Raw genomic sequence first — 18,738 nt, forward strand, 5'->3', positions numbered from 1 at the left:
CTTCAACTATCGCTTTAAAACTAAGTCACCTTTAAAGCGACATTAAAACGTTGTTCCTTGTATTGCTCACTTTCTACAATACTGACCAAGGTTGTCACAGCCAGCCATATATCCTCAAACGAGGTATAAAGTGGTGTAAAACCAAAGCGCAATATATTGGGAGCACGAAAATCGGCTATCACACTTTTTTCAATTAAGGCTTGGCAAATGGCAAACGCAGCATCATGAGAGAAAGCTAGTTGGCTACCTCTTAGCTTTACATCATCGGGCGAACACAGAATCAATTCATGCAAACAGTGGTGCACTTTAACCAGATTGATAAATACATCCGCTAGCGCCTCAGACTTATTTCTGATGTGTAACATATCCACGTCTTGCCACACATCAAGCGCCGCATCCAAAACACTCATGGATATCACACTAGGTGTACCGCACTGAAACTGATTAATATTAGGTGAAGGCTGATAATTAGCGTCAAAAGCAAAGGGTTTTGCATGTCCCATCCAACCACATAATGGTTGTTTAACCGCTTCTTGGTGGCGTTTGGCTACGTATAAAAATGCCGGTGAACCAGGTCCACCATTCAAATATTTGTAACCACAACCCACAGCAAAATCCGCTTCACATGTATCTAGCTCCACAGGCAGAGCACCGGCGCTATGGGCTAAATCCCAAATGACCAAAATACCTTTTTCATGAGCAAGCTGAGTTAGCTTTGCCATATCCAATAACTTACCCGTTCGAAAATTTACTTGGGTAAGTAATAATACAGCTACAGACTCGGTTAAATTTTTCTGTATATCCTGCTCTTCAACCATTTGAAGTTGGCATAGGTCGGGTCCTAACAAGTCACTCAACCCTTGCACCATATATAAGTCAGTCGGAAAGTTGTCTTTTGTCGACAGCACCACTGTTCGCTCAGAGTTAAGTTTAAGCGCACTGCATAACAGCTTAAATAAATTCACAGAAATAGAGTCACAACAAATTACTTGGCCTTGGGCCGCTCCAATCAGAGGCGCTATTTTTTCGCCAACCTTAATCGGCAAATCAATCCAGTTATGGCTATTCCAACTTTTAATTAAGTCGTTTCCCCACTGTTGGCTAACGACCTCTGCCACCCTTGATTTGACCGATTTAGGCAACGCTCCTAATGAATTACCATCCAAGTAAATAGTATTAGCCGGAAGATCGAATTCAAGGCGCTTTTTAGCCAAAGGATCGGCTTTATCTAAAGTAATAATCTCATCAAAATTCATTTCGCTAGTCCGTCTAATTGTTGGGTCAATGTTTTAAAAGCTTCAGAGCCAGGATGTATCCAATCAAAACGCCCGCCTCCCTCTAACAGGATAACTCTTCGCTGCAGCTTGTCTAACTCAAATACTGGTACAATATCGTCTTTATCGCCTTGTAAAATAGTGGTAATAGTGTGCGATGGCTGCTTACTTGGGTTGGCCAGATGGTATTCAGCGGTTTTGTCTTTGGGCATACCTTACATAAAATTATTTGTAACTTTCTGGCTACTATTTGAACCCATTGCGTATTCTGCAATATCCGTTATCGCAGCTAAACCGATCACACCTTTTAACTGTTTAATTTCGCCACCAGCAAGCAAGGCCAAATGCCCACCAGCAGAATGCCCCACTAATACTGAGTGGCTTAAATCAAATTCGCCACTCTTTAAAGAGCTGACGCGAGGATACCAGCCTTTACATCATCATAAGAGCTTGGCCAACCGCCGCCTATGTCGCCACTTCGACGATATTCTAATGACCACACATTGAAGCCTGCTTGAGCCAACCCAATGTTTAAAGCAAATGTATGTTGAATATCGTATGCCCTTAACCAACAACCACCATGAATTAAAATAACCAGTGGGTTTGCGTGTTTATTTTCGAGATCTTTTATCTTGGTAACCTTTTGGCTCGCCACAGTAAGGCGTATTGCAAAGAGTCTGCATCATAGGAAATGCTTTCATCTGCAGCAGCAAATGGCAATGCTGCAACTTTTGAGTAGGCAACATTATTAGCAACGCTTGGGAACTTGATGGTGGTTTGTGAGCAACGGCAATGAACGAGAGCATGCTAAGGAGAAATATTATCAACCAATTCAAAGTAATCAATTTCCTTAAACAAAAAAGCAGTATTAAAAATAACACTGCTTGCATACAACTCAAATTAAAATTTAGATTACATCATTTCAATAGCTATAGCCGTAGCTTCCCCTCCGCCAATACATAATGATGCTACACCCTTTTTGAGGTTATTTTGTTTAAGCGCGTGTAACAAGGTAACAATAACCCTGGCACCAGATGCTCCAATTGGGTGTCCAAGGGCACAAGCACCACCTTTAATGTTAACTTTAGCTGGGTCTAAACCCAGCTTTTTGATGGCTAACATGGTGACCATAGCAAAAGCTTCATTAATTTCGAACAAATCGACGTCTTCGTGTGACCAGCCGGTTTTATCGAATAATTTTTGCATCGCGCCAACCGGGGCAACGGTGAAGTTTTCAGGTTCAATGGCATGCGAACTATGTGCAACAATTTTAGCGATTGGCGTTAAACCTAATGCCTTAGCTTTACTGGCTGACATAACCAACAGAGCAGCAGCACCATCAGAAATGGAACTTGAGTTGGCAGCAGTCACTGTTCCGTCTTTTTTAAATGCTGGACGTAATGTAGGTATTTTTTCTGGTTTAGCCTGTTTTGGGCCATCATCGCTATCAATTAACACGTCGCCTTTACGACTTTTAATAGTAACGGGTGTAATCTCGTCAACGAACAAACCTGCATCTTGAGCACTATTGGCCTTGTGTAAACTGGCTAAAGCAAATTCATCCATTTGTTCACGCGTAATGCCTTCAGCATCGGCTGTTGCTTGTGCAAAACACCCCATGGCTTGTCCATCGTAGGCGTTTTCTAAGCCATCAAGCATCATGTGATCGAGTATCTGCCCATGCCCCATGCGATAACCAGAACGGGCTTTTGGCAATAAGTAAGGTGCATTACTCATGCTTTCCATGCCCCCTGCCACTATTGCTTCTGCGGTGCCAGCTTTGATCAGATCATGGGCCAACATAAGGGCTTTCATACCTGAACCACAGACTTTATTAATGGTTGTAACGCCAGTTGCTAACGGTAGACCCGCTTTTAACGAAGCTTGTCTGGCTGGAGATTGTCCTAGACCTGCTGGTAACACGCAGCCCATTATCACTTCATCAATATGTGACAATACCCCAGACGAGTCAGGCGTTTCTTGCAGTACAGCTTGAATAGCGCTAGCTCCCATTTCTGTAGCCGTCATAGGTGACAAACTCCCCATAAACCCACCCATAGGTGTGCGTTTTGCGGATACTATTACAATTGTATTATCAGACATAAAAAACTCCTAGATTTTGCTTTATTTACTATTTTTTAATCACTGGCGTACAGGAATTTGCACGCTTTGTGTTTTATCAGAATAACTGACTTAGCCAATATCCGCTTTACAAGATTGATTTTAAAACCGTAACACTTTACATTCACTTTAAGTTTACGTAAACGTAAACGTAAGCTTTGATAACGGCTAACAACAAATATTGATCATCCACACATGAGTAAATAATGAGTGAACAGACTTTCAGCATAGGCGAACTAGCCAAATCAATGGACATTACCCCGCGTTCAATTCGATTTTATGAAGAGCAGGGGTTATTAAACCCGACTCGAATTGGCCAGAATCGTATTTATACGAAAAAAGATCAGGTTCGCTTAAAGCTGATCTTACGGGGTAAACGTTTAGGATTTTCCTTAGCAGAAACCAAAACCTTATTTGATTTGTATGACAGTAACCAGAATTCAAAGGTACAGCTTGAAGCTATGCTCAAAATGACAGATGAAAAACGCGCTCATATGCAACAACAACTAGAAGACATTGAAATGCTAAAAGCTGAACTAGAAGACGTAGAAGCCCGCTGCCAAGAAGAACTCAATGCCTTAACGCTCCATACCTTAAAACAAGGACAAATCGCATGAATGCCCCTTACCCAACTTTAAATTTCGGTCTCGGTGAAGATATTGATATGTTGCGTGACCACGTATACAACTTCGCCCAAGGTGAAATAGCCCCCTTAGCAGACAAAGCAGACAAAGATAACAGTTTCCCCAATGAATTATGGCCGAAACTAGGCGAAATGGGACTTTTAGGCGTAACAGTCGCCGAGCAATACGGAGGTTCTGATATGGGCTATTTAGCCCACGTCATTGCAATGGAAGAAGTGAGCCGTGCCTCTGCTGGAATTGGATTAAGTTATGGCGCCCATTCAAATTTATGCGTCAATCAAATCCACAAAAACGGCACCGATGCTCAGAAACAAACCTACTTACCTAAATTGGTTAGCGGCGAGCACATTGGTGCTTTAGCGATGAGTGAGCCAAACGCTGGTTCAGATGTAGTGAGCATGAAACTACGTGCAGACAAACGCGGCGATGTGTATGTGTTAAATGGCAGCAAAATGTGGATCACCAATGGTCCTGATGCGCATACTTATGTGGTGTATGCTAAAACCGATGTAACAGCCGGTGCCAAAGGTATGACAGCTTTTATTGTTGAGCGTGGCTCCAACGGTTTTACACAAGCACAAAAACTGGACAAATTAGGCATGCGTTCATCTAACACTTGCGAACTGGTATTCCAAGATTGTGAAGTCCCAGCAGAAAACATTCTTGGCCAAGAAGGCGGCGGTGCACGAGTGTTGATGAGTGGCTTAGATTACGAACGTGTCGTTCTATCCGGCGGACCGCTGGGTATTATGCAAGCTTGTATGGACTTAGTCGTGCCTTACATCCACGACCGTAAGCAATTTGGTCAATCTATTGGTGAGTTTCAATTAGTACAAGGCAAAGTCGCTGATATGTACACTCAGATGAATGCTGCTAGAGCTTATGTGTATGCCGTCGCTCGTTCATGTGACAGAGGTGAAACCACTCGCAAAGACTCAGCAGGAGCGATTCTTTATTCTGCAGAGCTGGCGACAAAAATGGCTTTAGACGCAATTCAGCTTTTAGGAGGCAATGGTTACATCAACGAATTCCCAGCGGGTCGATTGTTACGAGATGCCAAGTTATATGAAATAGGTGCAGGTACTTCTGAAATTCGCAGAATGTTGATTGGTCGAGAGTTGTTTAAAGAGTCCGCTTAAATAGCTTTTATAAATAGCTGTTATAAAGAGCTTGTTTAAACAGCCCGTTTAAAACCTCATTTAACAAACAACCGGAGCAATACTGTGCCAAAAATCATCAGTAAGCTAAACACCAAAAGCCAGGAATTCTTGGCTAATGCGCTGCACATGAAAGTGCAGGTGGACGACCTAAAAGATAAAATTACCATAATCAAAAACGGTGGCGGCGAAAAGGCGAATCAAAGGCATCTTGATCGAGGTAAACTGCTTCCTAGAGAGCGTATTAATACCCTACTCGACTCAGGCTCACCTTTTCTTGAATTATCACAACTTGCGGCATATGAAGTGTATGAAGACAACGTACCTGCTGCTGGTCTGATAGCGGGTATAGGCCGAGTGTCGGGCACTGAATGTATGATTGTGGCCAACGATGCAACTGTGAAAGGCGGAAGTTATTACCCGTTAACCGTTAAAAAACATTTGCGGGCACAAACTATAGCTGAACAAAATAATTTGCCTTGTATCTATCTAGTCGACTCAGGTGGAGCAAACTTACCACGTCAAGATGAGGTGTTTCCAGACAGAGAACATTTTGGTCGCATATTCTTTAACCAAGCTAACTTGTCAGCACAAAACATTCCCCAAATTGCTGTGGTAATGGGATCATGTACCGCAGGAGGCGCTTACGTGCCGGCTATGGCTGACGAATCTATTATTGTGAAAGACCAAGGCACCATTTTTCTTGGCGGTCCTCCTTTAGTGAAAGCGGCCACAGGTGAAGTGGTCAGTGCACAAGACTTAGGTGGAGGCGATGTGCATTGTCGTACATCAGGTGTGGTCGATCATTTAGCTAACAACGACCATCACGCATTAAAAATTGCTAGAGACGCAATCGCCAGATTAAACCGTAAGAAATCGATTGAACTTGATGCGCGCGAGCCTGTTGATCCAGCTTATGCAATTGATGAAATTTATGGGGTTATCCCAAAAGATAAACGCCAACCCTATGATGTAAGAGAAGTCATAGCTCGGGTAGTGGATGACTCAGAATTTGACGAGTTTAAAGCTTTGTATGGTCAAACATTGATCTGTGGATTTGCCAGGATTTTTGGTTATCCAGTAGGCATTGTCGCCAACAACGGTATTTTATTTTCAGAGTCGGCACAAAAAGGCGCACATTTTATTGAGCTCTGCGCGCAGCGTAAAATCCCTTTAGTGTTTCTACAAAACATTACTGGTTTTATGGTCGGCAAACAATACGAAGCAGGTGGCATAGCAAAACATGGCGCAAAAATGGTGACCGCTGTAGCGTGCGCCAAAGTACCTAAATTTACCATCTTGATTGGAGGTAGTTTTGGTGCAGGTAATTACGGCATGTGCGGACGCGCCTATGATCCACGTTTTATGTTTATGTGGCCAAACGCCCGAATCTCAGTGATGGGCGGCGAACAAGCTGCAGGTGTGCTGGCACAAGTCAAACGCGAACAAAAAGAGCGCATTAACGAGCAATGGACTGCAGAGCAAGAAACACAGTTCAAACAACCTATTATTGATACCTACGAAACTCAAGGTCATCCATATTATGCTTCAGCACGTTTGTGGGACGACGGTGTAATAGACCCAGCTGACACGCGTCAGGTGTTAGGTTTGTGTATATCAGCTAGTTTAAATAAACCTATAGAAGACACCCGGTTTGGCGTCTTTAGAATGTAAGGATGAGAATATAATGAATCAAACCGATAACGTTTTATTTGAAATAGATACAAGAGGTGTCGCTACCGTCACCTTAAATCAGCCTGAGATCCATAATGCTTTTGACGATAAGTTGATTCTGCAACTAACCGACATCTTTACAAGCGTTAGTAGTAATCAAGATATTCGGGTCATGGTATTGGCAGCAGCGGGAAAAAGCTTTAGTGCTGGGGCTGATTTAAACTGGATGCAGCGCATGGCAACGTATAGCTATGAGCAGAACTTAGCTGATGCCGATGCCTTAGCCAAGATGTTTTTCATTCTTAATACGATCGATAAACCCACTATAGCGAAAGTGCAAGGTGCGGCTTTTGGCGGTGCGGTGGGTCTTGTCGCCTGTTGTGATATGGCAATTGGTAGTAAATTAAGTAAGTTTTGTTTAAGTGAAGTGAAGCTTGGGTTGGCCCCGGCCACCATCAGTCCATATGTGATTGATGCCATAGGCGCTAGAGTCGCTAAGCGTTATTTTACCACCGCCGAAGTGTTTTCTGCGCGCCGTGCCAGACGTCTAGGGTTACTTAGCGAAGCCGTGGTAGAAGAAGAGCTAGACAGTACCGTTGAGAACTTAATTGAGCATATTCTTAAAAACTCGCCTGCAGCAATTCGAGCAGCTAAACAGCTTATTTTTGACGTTCAGAATAAACCTCTATCTGATGCACTTTTAGCTACGACTAGCGAGAAAATTGCCGAGCTTAGAGTGTCTGACGAAGGTCAAGAAGGCCTCAATGCGTTTTTACAAAAACGCCGAGCCAACTGGATAAAAGAATAACGGAGTAAACCATGTTCACTAAATTATTGATTGCTAATCGCGGAGAGATTAGTTGCCGCATCATCAAAACAGCCAAACGTATGGGCATACTAACCGTTGCTTTATATTCGGACGCTGACCAACATGCATTACATGTGGAGATGGCTGACGAAGCAGTGCATGTCGGCCCATCTCCCTCTAAAGACAGTTACCTGCAAGCCGAAAAAATTATTCAGATCGCCCTTAAAGTGGGTGCTGATGCGATCCATCCTGGTTATGGATTTTTATCAGAAAACGCCACATTTGCCAATTTGTGCGAACAAAATAATATTATATTTATCGGCCCTCCTGTCAGTGCTATTGAGGCTATGGGTTCAAAATCGGCAGCCAAAAATATAATGGAGCTTGCTAAGGTGCCATTAGTACCGGGTTACCATGGTAACGACCAAAGTGTCGATGGCTTAAAATCTCACGCAGACAAAATGGGCTACCCTGTATTGCTTAAAGCGGCTGCCGGCGGCGGCGGTAAAGGTATGCGCCAAGTATGGAAAAGTAGCGAATTTAATGATGCGTTAGCAGCCGCAAAACGTGAGGCGATGTCGAGCTTTAACGATGATTTGATGTTAGTCGAAAAATACCTCACCGAACCTCGTCACGTTGAAATCCAAGTGTTCTGTGATAACTTTGGCGATGGAGTCTATTTGTTTGAGCGCGATTGTTCAGTACAACGTCGCCATCAAAAAATCATTGAAGAAGCCCCTGCATTTGGAATGACCCCAGCACTTCGCAAGCAAATGGGCGAAACCGCATTAAAAGCGGCTAAAGCCATCAATTACGCCGGAGCTGGCACAGTAGAGTTTTTGTTAGACAGTGATGGGCAATTCTATTTTATGGAAATGAATACCCGTTTACAGGTCGAGCATCCCGTCACTGAAATGATCACTGGACAGGATTTAGTTGAATGGCAACTGCGAGTCGCCAACAACGAACCTTTACCATTGGCTCAGGATGCCCTAAAAATTAATGGTCATGCTTTTGAAGCAAGAATTTATGCTGAAGACCCAAGTAATGACTTTTTGCCCGCGACCGGCAGATTATCTCTTCTGCAACCACCGATTGAGTCGAGGCATGTTCGCGTAGATACGGGTGTGGTTCAAGGTGATGAAGTATCTGTTTTTTATGATCCCATGATCGCAAAATTAATTGTTTGGGACGAAAACCGCGACAAAGCCCTAGCAAGATTAACCAAAGCATTAACCGAGTATCATATTGACGGTGTTGTCACTAATATTGAATTTTTATATAACTTAGCCAGCAGTGCCCCCTTTAAGGCTGAGCAAATTGACACTGGCTTTATAGAAAAAAATCATGACTTGTTACTGCTTAATGATAAACAAGATATTAAGGATTTATTACCCATAGCTGTATTGTATTTGATGCTCAGTAGTCAACAAAACAGCGCGTCAGATGTTCAAGACCAATATTCACCTTGGTCGCTGAGTAATGCGTGGCGAGCGAATGAACAATACCTTCAAAACTTAGAATTGATGGTGGCAGACAAAACTTTCTCTGTACAAGTAAGTCAATCAGGAGCCGTCAGCCAATTAAAAGCTGGAAGTCAAACGGTGTTCCATATCAACGTCGACCAGCAATACTATCAGTGCGCAGGTGTGATTGAAAAAAACCAGCTCATATCCACCGTCAATGGTCACAAAACTATCGCCAATGTTAACGCCCATCAAGATGGCCACTCGGTATTTTGTAATGGTAAGGTCATCCGTTTTAAATCATTACAGGCTGATATAGGTGCCACCCAAGACAATAATGCCGACGCGGGGTTTATCGCGCCTATGAACGGCACCGTTGTCGCTATTTTAGTCGAACCAGGCGAGCAAGTTGAGCTAGGTCAAACCTTGATGGTGATGGAAGCCATGAAAATGGAACACAGTCTAAAAGCCCCTGCCGCTGGAAGCGTCAGTGAATTTTATTTTAAGGCAGGTGAATTGGTAGATGGCGGTACCGAATTACTGGCTTTTCAAGCTGTTCAACCTAACAAAATTAAAAATGAGTCAGCCTAAAATGTTACCTAAGTCAGTCAAAGTAGTCGAGGTAGGCCCAAGAGATGGCCTCCAAAATGAGTCAGGGATAGTGCCCCTTGCCGCTAAAGTTGCGTTGGTCGAACAGTTAGCTGACGCAGGTTGTAGCGTAATAGAAACCGGTAGTTTTGTCTCGCCTAAGTGGGTGCCACAAATGGCTGATAGCGCTGCCGTGTTTCAGCAAATTAAACGGCAAACTAAAGTTCGTTATACTGCGCTAACTCCAAATTTACGTGGTTTAGAGGCCGCAATCGAAGTACAAGTTGACGAAGTGGCTATTTTTGGTGCCGCATCAGAAACCTTCTCGCAAAAGAATATCAACTGCTCTATCGCCGAAAGTCTTGAGCGCTTTATGCCTGTGATGGAGTTAGCACAAAAACATCAACTTCCGGTTCGAGGTTATGTATCTTGTGTCTTAGGTTGTCCTTATGAGGGCTATATTGATCCTCAAAAAGTTGCACAAGTGAGTCAACAGTTAATAGCAATGGGTTGCTATGAAATATCCCTAGGCGATACTATTGGTACTGGTACTCCAGTAAAAACCCAACAGATGTTAGAAGCCGTATTAGAAAATATCCCAGAAGGTAAACTAGCTGTGCATTTTCATGATACCTTCGGCCAAGCGTTGGTGAATATATTGATTGCCCTGCAACAAGGTATCTCTGTGGTAGATAGCGCAGTCTCGGGTTTAGGTGGTTGTCCTTATGCAAAAGGTGCTTCTGGCAATGTCGCCACGGAAGATTTAATCTATATGCTTGATGGTATGAACATCGAAACGGGCATTGATCTTAAAAAGCTTACTCATGCTGGACTCAACATGATGCAAGTTTTAGGCAGACAATCAAACTCCAAGGTAGCTCTGGCCATAACAGCATAAGGAAAATTTTTTGACTCAACGAAACGCATCTCGTCCCCCACTACCTGCAAATGTCAGAGTGATGATTGCATTAACCGCATCACCTACTCTGCTGGTGGTGGGTATGTTACTTTACACCTTATTTTTTGATGGTTGGCGCAGTGTTTCTGTCAGCATGATCATCTTTTCAATGCTCAGCGTTTTAGCTTACTACGTGGTTATCAGTGGTCACCCACCGCGCCTTTCTATAAAAAAGCGTGATAAAAAAGATGATAAAACAATAAACTAGCACCTGTTTGAAAAATCATTCGGGTACAATATAGGTACCTCTTTAAGTAACACAAATAGCAGTAAGGTAGGTTGAATGGAATTTTTTACTTGGGACGTTAACCCAGTATTAATTGAATTTTTTTGGATTAAAAATACATTGGTACGGCGCCCTATTTGCGACGGCTATTTTAGCCGGTTTGCAAGTCATGAAATGGATATTCCAACAAGAAAAAATCAAACTAGAATTACTTGATTCACTTCTTATGTATTGTGTTTTCGGCATCATTGTAGGTGCCAGACTCGGACATTGTTTATTTTATGACCCAGAATTTTACCTCAGTAATCCACTGAAAATATTAGCTATATGGGAGGGAGGTCTTGCCAGCCATGGTGGTGGTTTAGGGGTGATCCTGGCGGTATATTTTTTCCAAAGAAAATATAAAGTTGGGTACTTGTGGTTATTAGACAGGCTCGCCATTGCGACAGCATTATTTGGTTTCTTTGTCCGTTTTGCTAATTTTATGAATTCTGAGATTATTGGTATTCAGACTAATGTGCCTTGGGCTGTGGTTTTTGCGAGGATTGACCTAATGCCAAGGCATCCAGCTCAGCTTTATGAGTCCTTGTCTTACTTGAGCATATTTATAGCTTTACTATTATTGTATCGCTTTTCAAACATCAAAAATCAAGCAGGCGCACTATTTGGTGCATTTTTATGTTTGGTCTTTACCGCAAGATTTGGTATTGAGTTCATAAAAGTAAAACAATCCGCATACACGGGTGAGCTTTGGTTAAATACGGGACAAGCTTTGAGTATTCCGTTTTTTGTAGTAGGCATAGTACTGTTGTTACAAGCTTGGAAGAAAGGTCGCAGTTAAATTGCAACCATCCCGTTGATTATCTGCAGATGAATGGGTGTGCACTTTATGCCGCCTGTGCTTGAGTTTAAACTGAAGCAGCAACAAATTAATTGTTAAGCCTTATCATGCATTTCATTTTTGACTAACATCGAAAAGGTATGGATTGCTGATATTGCTTGCAAGCTATTAGTTTACCTAATTTGGGCGGCGCTGAGTTTTTGTTCTAACCACCAAGTTGCTTCTTTTTTATCGGAGAAAAAGCAGAAAGTGTCACCCGCGTTAGTATGTATCTCACCCAAATGGCGTTTAGCAAACTCTGGTGAGTTAGACTCGCCAACTAAAATGGCACTAGCAACACTAACGTTGCGGCGCTCATTTTTGATTGTTTCTACTATATAGCTTGCAGCATCTGGAACATAAATAGGGTCACCGTGTAATATAATTAACACAGCCCAAGGGCTACCATATAATGTGTTAATGAAAGGCTCAAAACACCCATACGCGTCTTTAACTGCTTCTATATTCCAAGGTCCACAACCTTCAATTAATAGAATTCTATCTTGAACATGTAAATCAAGACTTCCATGCACTGTAAAATGTCCCATTTCACCACCCTTCACATCATCTACTGATATCTTATGATTTTTATGACCGTTAAATTGCTATAATCAACATTATATTTAACTCATAAACGGCAGATAATTCAAGTCGTATGGTAAAATATTTTACTCGTTATTAAACAAGAATTTTTTAATATGTGCTATTAACTAACCTTAAACTTATACTGAGATTATCGGTATATTCGAAATAGAGCATGTCTACTCAATACCCTCCTGTATATTCAGCATAGGTAAAGTAAACGTTTTAAGTGCATAGACCAACTCAATATGAAGATTTGCTTAAAGTCTGAAATAATAACTTTAAACGCTTATGCTTAACCAGCTTTGACCCATTATTGTATGCAACTTATAATTTCAACAAAATTTATATATCTGTATTCCCTCAAATAGTGCTGATTGAATTTACTTAACCATCGTGTAAACTCGATCACATGGTGAGTGAAATTAAATACAATCTAACGTTATGTTAACTGGACAGGAGTAAGGATTTATGGCGAACCAACCGTCTCGTTATATCAGTAATTTAACACGCAAAACCTACGCACTAATTTTGGCCGGGGGGAGAGGTTCAAGACTCTATGAACTAACTAATTGGCGAGCAAAACCGGCATTATATTTTGGTGGTAAGTTTCGTATTATCGATTTTCCATTATCAAATTGTATTAATTCAGGGATCCGCAATGTGGGGGTGGTGACCCAGTACAAATCTCACTCACTGATCAGGCATTTGGTAAGAGGCTGGGGACATTTTAAGAAAGAATTAGGCGAGTCAGTTGAAATTCTTCCTGCATCACAACGCTTTTCAGATAATTGGTATGAAGGCACAGCGGATGCAGTTTTTCAAAACATCGATATTATCCGTGACGAATTGCCTAAATATGTATTGGTATTATCAGGTGACCATATCTATAAAATGGACTATGGTAATTTAATTGCGCAACACGTCGAATCTGGAGCCAAAATGACAGTTAGCTGTATGCCAGTTCCGTTAGAAGAAGCCGCTGGGCAATTTGGCGTCATGTCAGTCGATGAAAATTTAAAAATTAATGGTTTTGAAGAAAAACCTGAGAATCCAACTCCTTTGCCTAACGATCCAACAAAATGTCTCGCTTCTATGGGTAATTATGTATTTGATACAGATTTTTTGTTTGATCAGTTAAAAACAGATTCCGAAACATCTGGATCAGATCGTGACTTTGGAAAAGACATTATTCCTTCCATCATTGAAGAAGGAGCAGTTTATGCTTACGAATTTAAAGGTGATGATGATACCGTGGCCTATTGGCGAGATGTAGGTACCTTAGATTCATTCTGGCAAGCCAATATGGAATTAGTGGAGCCAGTTCCTGCACTCAACTTATATGATAAAAAATGGCCCATTTGGACCTATCAAGAACAATTACCTCCTGCAAAGTTTGTATGGGAAGAAGATAATCGCAGAGGTACAGCCATTAATTCAGTGGTTTCTGGTGGCTGTATTATTTCTGGGGCAACGTTACGCCGTAGTCTATGCTTTTCTAATGTTAGGGTGCATTCATACAGCGAAGTAGAAGACTCTGTATTATTGCCAGACGTTGAAGTTGAGCGTCATTGCCGTATACGTAAAGCTATTATTGACCGAGGCTGTGTGATATCCGAGGGCACAATTATAGGCCATAGTCGCGAAGATGATTTAGCAAGAGGTTTCAGAGTGACAGAGAAGGGCGTTGTGTTGGTGACACGGGAAATGTTGGGGTTAAAAGTAGGATACTAATTATCAACAACCTGCCTAGTTATTATAGAGCCGCTTAAACCGCGGCTTTTTATTGTTCGGTGTTGAGTTTTTCCCATAGTCGTATTCTGTCAGTAATAATTTTTGCTACTAGCTGTGGCCTTTCCAAAGGGAACATATGCCCAGCATCTTCGATGATTTGATGCTCAATATTAACCTTTTTAACAAAGGTACCCAAAAGTGATGGAATACAGACATCACTACGATTCCCTGTAACCAATAAGCCAGGCACCGACAGGCGATTATAGTATTGATTGATATTATGCGGCACATTGCGATAAATACTGGCTTCAATCTGCGCATCAAAATTAAGTTGTAATTTTCCATCCAGCTCATCAATGGCAGCTGACACGTAATCTTGGATACATTCCAATTGAAAGTTTTTAAATAACGCTTTTGCTTTAAAATAAGCGACTAAGTCAGTGCCTAAAGGCCAGCTTTGGCATCGTACTTTGGCTTTACCCGCGGGTGAAAATTTATCAATTAATGGGGAATATTTGAGGAGTTTGAATACGATCCTAGACAGACCAGAAGCAATGGGAGGATCAAGCATTATGACCCCTTTGATGATATCAGGCCTTTCACAGGCAGCGATAAAAGAAATTACAGCCCCCATTGAATGCCCCACTAAATAAATAGGTTCCGCTACCTTGTAGGCTAAATGATCGATTAGCTCTGCAACTTGATTGCTTAAGTTTGCATTAACTGGATAGCGTTCTGAGTGTGCAAACTTAGTTAATGCATGTAACTCAAAGTCATCAGGGAAATGCTTGAACAGCTGATGATAACTGGCGGCAGGAAACCCATTAGCATGAGCAAAGTGAAGCTTGATTTTTGTTGGTATCGTCATCTTAAACCTGTTGTTTGGGTTGAAATGCGGGCATACATAGGTGTGTATTTACCTTGGGTATGTTTTTGCGGGCATCATGCTCTGCCAACCTTTAAATACGAGTTAAAATAAGTGAGGTTACTTTGCAAAGACGCGAAAACCATCCTATGAACAACACACACCACACGCTAACTCCTAATAAATTGAACCAAATACCTTAAATCCTAAATAATTGACCGTTCTATAGCTACCATTTAAGGATTATTTATATAATTTTAGTCTCGCTACTATGATTTATATATCAAAATTCAAGCATTGGGACCCAATATACATAACAAAACAGCAACTTATATTGACTCGTAATGACTAGCCGTTGCGGATTTCAGCGTCTTTCCAATCTCTTGGTATGTGCTTTGCCGTCCAGAAGAAAGCAATAATCGACATTATATAAGGTACTGCTAGCCAAGATAATGACAATCTTAACGATTCAACTTCACCGTGCTGCTCGGTGTAAAAGTTACTCAACACGCCAATAAAAGTGGGACCGCCACCTAAAGCTATAATATTCAATACAAAGAAGAATAGCGCGGTAGACATCGCTCTTACTTTTACCGGTGCTAAAGTTTGTGCCAGTGCGAAAGAAGGTCCTAAATAGAATCCACTGGTAAACAATAAAATAGTCACTAACGTTATTGAAAATTCAAGTGATTCGACTTGCAATGAAAAGTAATAAGCAGGGGCACCTACAACTAAGGCTAATGCAGGTACTAACCCATAAGCCCTTCTGTTAGTTTTACCCCATTTGTCGACTAATACCCCACCAAGCCAAACACCGCCAGCGTATGCAGTACCATTTATGACGCCTAATATAATGAGAAATTGTGTGATGTCTAAACCTGCATGAGCGCGCACATAAAAGTCGATCATCCAAGTAGATATGGCGTAGTTGCCAAAAGAACCAAAGGAAATAGCAAAACACATTCCCCACCACGATTTAATCGATAACAATGCTTTAATAGATTGCCATGATTTGCCTTGAGCCGAGGTTGTTTGCATATTACCGCTACGTGCAGGCTCTTTAACCGTAAGCTTGAGTAAAATCGCTAATCCCACTCCTGGTAAACCCACCGCAATCATAACGATGCGCCAGTCTGCATCACCACCTTTGAGAAAAAATGCGGACGCAAAAAACGCCAACATAATACCAAAAGGGATACCCAAAGAATAAATAGCTAAGGCTCCTGCACGTTTTTCCTTAGGAAATAAATCAGAAATTATCGAGTGTGAAGGAGGGCTGCCACCAGCCTCACCAATACCCACACCGATGCGAGCTAGAGCAAGTTGCGTGAAACTGCCAGCTAACCCTGATGCAGCTGTAAAACCACTCCAGAGAGTAAGAGAGATGGCGACTATATTGATCCGACTGTAGCGGTCAGCGAGCCAAGCGATTGGAATTCCGAGTACAGTATATAACAACGCAAAGTATATGCCTTTGAGCCAGCCTAACTGCGCATCATCTAATCCCAAATCAGCCTTAATAAAAGGTGACAGAATACCAATTATTTGACGATCAATAAAATTAAATGCATAAATCAGGGTTAATACGAACAACACATAATTTCGATAGCCATTCGATACGGCTGGAGGAACGTCTACGGATTCACTACTTTTTGTGTCGCAACTTGCCATATGTCAATCCTAGGAAATACCATTCTAATTGGCTTATGTTACGGCTGCAAACTTGGTATTTACAAGCTAAACTGTAAATCTTTTGTAATTATAACAGATAGTTATGACAAACCATAAAGACATGAAATCATCTAATGACTCGCAAACATTATGATCGGAAATTAAGTGCAGACTTATTATCTAGTCATAATCAATTAAACGGAGCCACAGTAATTATGCATATTGATACGTTGCTAAATTCAGTCAAACAGCAAGCAGAATTAAATATTAACGATATCAAGCTATCAGTCTCTAGCGGTTGGGAACAAGGCCGAACACTTTATGGTGGTATTTCAGCCTCTTTAGTCTATCAAGCAATGCGTGAAGCTGTTGACTCTGAAAAGGTAATGCGTTCGCTTAGCACCAACTTTATAGGTCCTATAGAAGCAGGTTCAGATTTCAGCATCATTGTTGAGGTTCTAAGGGAAGGTAAAAATGTGACTCAGGTGGTTGGACGAGTTTTGCAAGACAACAAAGTGGCACTGATGAGCCAAGCAAGCTTTGGTATTCCGCGGCAGTCTAAAGTTAATGTGTCAGATCCACTACAACACAAAATGGACTATCCAGAAAAGCCTAATTTCATGCCACAGATCCCTAAAGTGACACCTAAATTTTTAGGTCATTTTGATTTATCAAAAAATAAAGGGGGATGGCCATTTACGGGTACAAAGGAAAGTGCCGTACACGGATGGATGCGTTTTAAAGAACAGCCAAGTGTCTTTTCTGACGCGCATTTAATTGCTTTAATTGATATCTGGCCCCCCACAGTGTTACAAATATTATGCTCGCCTGCCATGGCCAGTACTATGAGTTGGAATTTAGAATTTATTCATCCGCATCAGAAAGTCTCGGGAGTTGATTGGTTTGCTTATCAAGCACAAACTAGACAGGCAGCTGATGGATATGCGCATACAGAAGCCAATATCTGGGATAAGAATGGTACGTTAGTCGCTATTAGTAGGCAGGTAGTCGCAGTATTTGCCTAATTTCAACGGCTAAGATACCAAACAGATAACCTGGAAACTCTTTAGAACACTGCGAAAGTCGATGGGCTAAATAATGCTAATGTACTCATTAACTGTAAATTACTAAAATCGAGTGCATTATCAACACATTCTAAATCGATTCCTAGACTTTCATACATATCCTCTGTTATGCCGTCATGGGATGCATAAAGTTCACGGTTAATATTATTCAGAGCTAATAAGTAAGCGAGTTGAATAATATTTTCTTCTTGGCTCTGGGCAGTATGTTCACTTACATGTGTTTTTGAGACTATTTTCGAGATATCTGAGGGTATACCCCAGAGTTCTAACAGTTCAAAAGAAATATCAGCGTAAGAAAAACCCAGATGCTTTTTTTGTAATACTAAAGGAGTATCTTCGCGAGAGATAGATGAGCATTTATTCGCTTCAATTGGATTTAATTGCACCAAAACTAGTTCACCAAGATTGTGTAACAAACCACACACAAACATCTTTCAGGCTCATTCAGCCCTACTCGTTCGGCTAAATTTTTACATAACAAAGCACAACTTACACTTTGTTCCCAAAACCTATTTAAATCTACAATATCAGGATTAATCTCTTTAAAAGCACTTGCAACACCATAAGCGAGCACAAGGTCATAGATTGAGCGCGTACCAATTACCTGAATTGCTTTGGTAACTGTGGAGATAGTGTTCGGAAATTTATACAAGGCACTATTAGAAATCTTCAACACTTTTGACATGACGGCAGGATCATAATTAATCACCTCTGCAATATCATCTATAGAAGTAGCATCATCATTAATTAACTGTTTAATTTTTATCACCGATTCCGGTAACACAAAAACATCACCAGCGTTTACTGCATAGTCTCGTACATTCATTAAACTGCTCCAGCATAAGTGTCCATTGTACTGAGCGTAATCTATCATCGATTACAGTTCATGATGTCTCACATCAAACTTTAAAAATATAGTTTGAGCAACGAAAGGATATATATAACGGGTTATTTATGAATAGCGCCCAGCTAGATTAATTTTCAAGACGTCAGGCTAAACCCAAC

General features: G+C 41.4%; 17 protein-coding genes and 2 pseudogenes. 10 read left to right on the top strand and 9 right to left on the bottom strand.

All coding sequences use genetic code 11. From position 1 onward, the window contains the following. Nucleotides 1-20 precede the first annotated feature (20 nt). The 5 genes from kynU to C427_RS16985 form a co-directional block, all read right to left on the bottom strand. Complete coding sequence (gene kynU / locus C427_RS16970; protein WP_007634426.1) at nucleotides 21-1,256, bottom strand: kynureninase; 1,236 nt, start codon at nucleotides 1,254-1,256, stop codon at nucleotides 21-23. Continuing rightward, on the bottom strand, nucleotides 1,253-1,486 hold the full coding sequence (locus tag C427_RS16975; protein ID WP_007634424.1) for a hypothetical protein: 234 nt from the start codon (nucleotides 1,484-1,486) through the stop codon (nucleotides 1,253-1,255). Before C427_RS16975 ends, kynU begins: the two co-directional genes overlap by 4 nt. 3 nt (nucleotides 1,487-1,489) lie before the next feature. Continuing rightward, entirely contained in the window at nucleotides 1,490-1,642 is a 153-nt protein-coding gene (locus C427_RS26485; RefSeq protein WP_015431105.1) for a lipase/esterase, read from the bottom strand. Between the two features lie 35 nt (nucleotides 1,643-1,677). Beyond that, nucleotides 1,678-1,929, bottom strand: coding sequence for an alpha/beta hydrolase family protein (locus C427_RS16980; protein ID WP_015431106.1), 252 nt, complete (start codon nucleotides 1,927-1,929; stop codon nucleotides 1,678-1,680). Between the two features lie 257 nt (nucleotides 1,930-2,186). After that, nucleotides 2,187-3,377 carry a thiolase family protein gene (locus C427_RS16985; protein WP_007634423.1) on the bottom strand — a complete coding sequence of 397 codons (1,191 nt, stop codon included), beginning with the start codon at nucleotides 3,375-3,377 and terminating at the stop codon, nucleotides 2,187-2,189. Between the two features lie 224 nt (nucleotides 3,378-3,601). Between C427_RS16985 and C427_RS16990 the strand changes: the two genes are divergently transcribed. From C427_RS16990 to lgt, 8 genes and pseudogenes are all read left to right on the top strand, one after another. Then, complete coding sequence (locus C427_RS16990) at nucleotides 3,602-4,012, top strand: MerR family transcriptional regulator (protein ID WP_007634421.1); 411 nt, start codon at nucleotides 3,602-3,604, stop codon at nucleotides 4,010-4,012. Further along, a complete protein-coding gene (locus tag C427_RS16995; protein ID WP_007634419.1) occupies nucleotides 4,009-5,178 on the top strand; it encodes an isovaleryl-CoA dehydrogenase in 1,170 nt (389 codons plus the stop codon). The genes C427_RS16990 and C427_RS16995 overlap by 4 nt, the downstream gene beginning before the upstream one ends. A gap of 84 nt (nucleotides 5,179-5,262) precedes the next feature. Next, the gene (locus C427_RS17000) at nucleotides 5,263-6,870 is read left to right on the top strand and encodes a carboxyl transferase domain-containing protein (RefSeq protein WP_007634417.1); all 1,608 of its coding nucleotides are present in this window, start codon (nucleotides 5,263-5,265) and stop codon (nucleotides 6,868-6,870) included. A gap of 13 nt (nucleotides 6,871-6,883) precedes the next feature. Further along, nucleotides 6,884-7,678, top strand: a complete 795-nt coding sequence (locus C427_RS17005; protein ID WP_007634415.1) for an enoyl-CoA hydratase/isomerase family protein — start codon at nucleotides 6,884-6,886, stop codon at nucleotides 7,676-7,678. 11 nt (nucleotides 7,679-7,689) lie between these two features. Beyond that, the gene (locus C427_RS17010; RefSeq protein WP_007634412.1) at nucleotides 7,690-9,735 is read left to right on the top strand and encodes an acetyl/propionyl/methylcrotonyl-CoA carboxylase subunit alpha; all 2,046 of its coding nucleotides are present in this window, start codon (nucleotides 7,690-7,692) and stop codon (nucleotides 9,733-9,735) included. Nucleotide 9,736: 1 nt separating this feature from the next. Further along, on the top strand, nucleotides 9,737-10,630 hold the full coding sequence (locus C427_RS17015) for a hydroxymethylglutaryl-CoA lyase (protein ID WP_007634410.1): 894 nt from the start codon (nucleotides 9,737-9,739) through the stop codon (nucleotides 10,628-10,630). 10 nt (nucleotides 10,631-10,640) lie between these two features. Then, on the top strand, nucleotides 10,641-10,898 hold the full coding sequence (locus C427_RS17020; RefSeq protein ID WP_007634409.1) for a hypothetical protein: 258 nt from the start codon (nucleotides 10,641-10,643) through the stop codon (nucleotides 10,896-10,898). Nucleotides 10,899-10,973: 75 nt separating this feature from the next. Next, nucleotides 10,974-11,757 (top strand): annotated as a pseudogene (gene lgt / locus C427_RS17025) (prolipoprotein diacylglyceryl transferase). Between the two features lie 173 nt (nucleotides 11,758-11,930). Here the strand turns inward: lgt and C427_RS17030 are convergent. Continuing rightward, a complete protein-coding gene (locus C427_RS17030) occupies nucleotides 11,931-12,344 on the bottom strand; it encodes a hypothetical protein (protein WP_007634397.1) in 414 nt (137 codons plus the stop codon). Between the two features lie 505 nt (nucleotides 12,345-12,849). On the opposite strand from C427_RS17030, the gene glgC reads away from it, so the two are divergent. Then, nucleotides 12,850-14,112: a glucose-1-phosphate adenylyltransferase gene (gene glgC / locus C427_RS17035; RefSeq protein WP_007634395.1), complete on the top strand. Its 1,263-nt coding sequence runs from the start codon at nucleotides 12,850-12,852 to the stop codon at nucleotides 14,110-14,112. 49 nt (nucleotides 14,113-14,161) lie between these two features. Here glgC and C427_RS17040 read toward each other — a convergent pair whose 3' ends face one another. Both C427_RS17040 and C427_RS17045 read right to left on the bottom strand, forming a co-directional pair. Then, nucleotides 14,162-14,980, bottom strand: coding sequence for an alpha/beta fold hydrolase (locus C427_RS17040; RefSeq protein ID WP_007634393.1), 819 nt, complete (start codon nucleotides 14,978-14,980; stop codon nucleotides 14,162-14,164). Between the two features lie 345 nt (nucleotides 14,981-15,325). Then, on the bottom strand, nucleotides 15,326-16,648 hold the full coding sequence (locus C427_RS17045) for a spinster family MFS transporter (RefSeq protein ID WP_007634389.1): 1,323 nt from the start codon (nucleotides 16,646-16,648) through the stop codon (nucleotides 15,326-15,328). Between the two features lie 215 nt (nucleotides 16,649-16,863). On the opposite strand from C427_RS17045, the gene C427_RS17050 reads away from it, so the two are divergent. Further along, nucleotides 16,864-17,673 carry an acyl-CoA thioesterase gene (locus C427_RS17050; protein ID WP_007634387.1) on the top strand — a complete coding sequence of 270 codons (810 nt, stop codon included), beginning with the start codon at nucleotides 16,864-16,866 and terminating at the stop codon, nucleotides 17,671-17,673. Nucleotides 17,674-17,714: 41 nt separating this feature from the next. Here C427_RS17050 and C427_RS28875 read toward each other — a convergent pair. Then, a pseudogene (locus C427_RS28875) lies at nucleotides 17,715-18,607 on the bottom strand (HDOD domain-containing protein). Nucleotides 18,608-18,738: the final 131 nt, after the last annotated feature.

The sequence above is a fragment of the Paraglaciecola psychrophila 170 genome, assembly GCF_000347635.1.
Classification (GTDB): domain Bacteria; phylum Pseudomonadota; class Gammaproteobacteria; order Enterobacterales; family Alteromonadaceae; genus Paraglaciecola; species Paraglaciecola psychrophila.